Origin of the sequence: Streptomyces niveiscabiei, assembly GCF_001419795.1 — a bacterium.
GTDB lineage: Bacteria > Actinomycetota > Actinomycetes > Streptomycetales > Streptomycetaceae > Streptomyces > Streptomyces niveiscabiei.
Genome location: NZ_LIRL01000967.1, coordinates 1 through 3,350, shown reverse-complemented (window position 1 = coordinate 3,350; position 3,350 = coordinate 1). Strand labels below are relative to the sequence as shown.

Below are 3,350 nucleotides of genomic sequence, written 5' to 3'. Positions count from 1 at the left end.
CGCCGCGCTCCGGAGGTGGCCCGCACCAGGTCGGAGTAGACCCCGGCGATCCGCTCCTCCAGCCGCGCGGCGAGCCGTACGGCGGTGGAGGGCCCGTCGACGGGGAACGGCAGCGCGTACCCGGCGTTCGCGGCGACCGGCTCGCCGCCGAGGTCCCGTACGGCCCGCGCGAGCGCGTCACGCCGGGCCCGGTGCGCGTCCCACGCGAGGCGCGCCTCACCCCGCCGGGCCTCTCCGACCTGGCCCCCGACGACCCCGTACCCGTACACGGCCGCGTGCTCGGCGGCCAGCGCGGCCTGGAGGGCGTCCAGTTCGGCGCTCATCGGGCCCCCTCCGTCAGGACGTACGCGTGCACGGCCCCGGCAGCCGCCACGGACGCGAGCAGCCGCGCCAGCTCCCCGGGCACGGTCAGCAGATCGGCCGCCCGCCGATCGGCCAACGCCCGCTCGGCGGCGGCGAGTTGGGCGAGGGCGGACTTGTCGTCGACAGGAGGCGCGGACGCCGACGCGGAAGGAGACGGGGACGCGGACGGCGACGGCGACGGCGTCCCCCCGAACGCCCCCACATGCCGGACGACCTCCGCCCGCAGCGGCGCGAGCAACCCCGAGAGCGCGGGCCGCGCGGCGAGCACCGCGTCGTACCGCCGCACGAGCCCCTGGCTGTCCCGGGCGGCCCGGGCCCGCACCCGCTGGGACGCGGAAGGCGCCCCGGAGGCGGTCTCCTCGGAGGAGGACCCGGAGGAGGAGCAGCCGGCGGCGCCGAAGAGGGCCGCGGTGGCGAGCAGGGTTCTTCGGCGCGACGGGGAGTGCGACACGTCAGACGTCCTCGGCAGACTCGTACGACAGGGAACGGGAGGGAAGACAGCAGGTGATCACGGTACCCGCGCAGGCGCGAAGTACTACGACGCACCCGCACCCGGCCCCCCTGCCGGAGGCACTCGTGGACGGCAACACCCTCCGCGACCGGATACCCTTTGACCAGACACGCGACCATCCCACAACAGCACACGCGGCCGAGGAGTCACCCGGATGAGCACCACCCAGAGCGAGAGGCTGCGAGAGCTCCTGGAACCGCTCGTCACCGCGCAGGGGCTCGACCTCGAAGAGATCGCGGTGGAGACCGTGGGCCGCAAAAGAGTGCTGAGGGTCGTCGTGGACGCGGACTCCGGCGCCGATCTGGACGCCGTCGCCGATGTCAGCCGCGCGCTCTCGGCGAAGCTCGACGAGACGAACGCGATGGGTGACACGGCCTACGACCTGGAGGTCGGCACCCCCGGCGCCGAGCGGCTCCTGAAGGAGCACCGGCACTACGTGCGCGCGCTGGACCGGCTGGTGAGGTTCCAGCTCACCGAGGGCGGCGAGGTCACCGCCCGCATCCTCGCCGTGGACGAGGAGGGCCTCGATCTGGAGGTGCCCGGCGTGAAGGGCCGCAAGGCCACCGCCCGCAGGCTCGCCTTCGCCGAGATCGACAAGGCCCGCGTCCAGGTCGAGTTCAACCGCAAGGACAAAGACGCAGACGTCACCGACGGAGACGACGTGAAGGAAGAGGAGGCGTAGCCGTGGACATCGACATGAGTGCCCTGCGGGGTCTGGTGCGGGAGAAGGAGATCTCCTTCGACCTGCTGGTCGAGGCGATCGAGTCGGCCCTCCTCATCGCCTACCACCGCACCGAGGGAAGCCGCCGCCGCGCGCGCGTGAAGCTCGACCGCGAGAGCGGGCATGTGACCGTGTGGGCGAAGGAGGACCCGGAGGACCTGGAGGAGGGTCAGGAGCCGCGCGAGTTCGACGACACCCCGTCGGACTTCGGCCGGATCGCCGCCACCACCGCGAAGCAGGTGATCCTCCAGCGCCTGCGGGACGCGGAGGACGACGCGACGCTCGGCGAGTACGCCGGCCGCGAGGGCGACATCGTCACCGGTGTCGTCCAGCAGGGCCGCGACCCGAAGAACGTCCTGGTCGACATCGGCAAGATGGAGGCCATGCTGCCGGTGCAGGAGCAGGTGCCCGGCGAGGTGTACACGCACGGCCTGCGCCTGCGCTCGTACGTCGTCCGGGTCGCCAAGGGCGTGCGCGGACCCTCGGTCACCCTCTCCCGTACCCACCCCAACCTGGTCAAGAAGCTGTTCGCCCTGGAGGTCCCGGAGATCGCCGACGGCTCGGTCGAGATCGCCGCGATCGCCCGCGAGGCCGGCCACCGCACCAAGATCGCCGTCCGCTCCACCCGCAGCGGCCTGAACGCCAAGGGCGCCTGCATCGGCCCTATGGGCGGCCGGGTGCGCAACGTCATGGGTGAGCTGAACGGCGAGAAGATCGACATCGTCGACTGGTCGGACGACCCGGCGGAGATGGTCGCCAACGCCCTGTCGCCCGCGCGGGTGTCGAAGGTGGAGGTCGTCGACCTCTCCGCCCGCTCCGCCCGGGTGACCGTGCCGGACTACCAGCTGTCGCTGGCGATCGGCAAGGAGGGCCAGAACGCCCGCCTCGCCGCCCGGCTCACCGGCTGGCGCATCGACATCCGGCCGGACACCGAGCAGCAGGACGCGCAGGCAGGGGAATAGATCACGCCGGTCAACGGCTGGATCACGTCAGTTATATCGCGGCACGTGTTCGACCCCTGACCCAAAGGGGTGAGGCCGCCGCGGGGAGGTAGACTTAACGGTGTCTGGCCGGACGCACGCCCGAACATGCCCTGAGCGCACCTGTGTGGGGTGCCGGGAGCGATCGGCCAAGGCACACCTGCTGCGCATCGTGGCGGCCGAGGGCGAATGCGTCCCCGACCCTCGCGGTACGCTGCCCGGCCGGGGCGCGTATCTGCACCCCGTCCCCGTCTGTCTCGACCAGGCGGTGCGCCGACGGGCGTTCACACGGGCCTTGCGAGCCCCGGGAGCGCTCGACACAAAGGCGTTGCGCCGATACGTCGAGCAGGCGATCGTCGTCGATGAGGCGACACCGTAAGGAAGTGGCGCGCGGACCGTCCGCGTGGCCAGGTACCCCGCGAGTTGGAAGTAGGTCGAGATTGCGATGAGCACTCGATGAGCACGCGATGAGTACGCCCATGAAGTAGCGACGGTCCGGACTGAACCCGGACCTCAAAGGAGCGAAGTGGCTAAGGTCCGGGTATACGAACTCGCCAAGGAGTTCGGGGTTGAGAGCAAGGTCGTCATGGCCAAGCTCCAGGAACTCGGTGAATTCGTCCGTTCGGCGTCTTCGACCATCGAAGCGCCCGTCGTCCGCAAGCTGACGGACGCCTTCCAGGGCGGCGGCAAGCCCGCCCCCCGCAAGGCAGCACCCAAGCCCGGCGCGCCCTCCCCGGCGACGTCGGCACGCCCCGGTCCGCCGAAGCCGGCGGCC

6 protein-coding genes are annotated in these 3,350 nt (G+C 71.7%); 4 read left to right on the top strand and 2 right to left on the bottom strand.

The window, feature by feature from the left end:
- On the bottom strand, positions 1-323 hold a 323-nt coding region (locus tag AOK24_RS37945), incomplete at its 3' end, for a DUF4439 domain-containing protein (protein WP_055724486.1).
- Positions 320-814 (bottom strand): hypothetical protein, encoded by a 495-nt coding sequence (locus tag AOK24_RS37940; RefSeq protein ID WP_079057204.1) that lies wholly within the window; start codon positions 812-814, stop codon positions 320-322. The genes AOK24_RS37945 and AOK24_RS37940, both read right to left, overlap by 4 nt.
- A 214-nt stretch (positions 815-1,028) precedes the next feature.
- On the opposite strand from AOK24_RS37940, the gene rimP reads away from it, so the two are divergent.
- The 4 genes from rimP to AOK24_RS37925 form a co-directional block, all read left to right on the top strand.
- Complete coding sequence (rimP, locus tag AOK24_RS37935) at positions 1,029-1,556, top strand: ribosome maturation factor RimP (RefSeq protein ID WP_055724485.1); 528 nt, start codon at positions 1,029-1,031, stop codon at positions 1,554-1,556.
- A 2-nt stretch (positions 1,557-1,558) separates the two neighbouring features.
- Positions 1,559-2,557, top strand: coding sequence for a transcription termination factor NusA (nusA, locus tag AOK24_RS37930; protein WP_055724484.1), 999 nt, complete (start codon positions 1,559-1,561; stop codon positions 2,555-2,557).
- A 100-nt stretch (positions 2,558-2,657) separates the two neighbouring features.
- Positions 2,658-2,954 carry a YlxR family protein gene (locus tag AOK24_RS46835; protein WP_079057203.1) on the top strand — a complete coding sequence of 99 codons (297 nt, stop codon included), beginning with the start codon at positions 2,658-2,660 and terminating at the stop codon, positions 2,952-2,954.
- 147 nt (positions 2,955-3,101) lie between these two features.
- Positions 3,102-3,350: translation initiation factor IF-2 N-terminal domain-containing protein (locus AOK24_RS37925; protein ID WP_055724483.1), on the top strand; the 249-nt coding region annotated here is incomplete at its 3' end.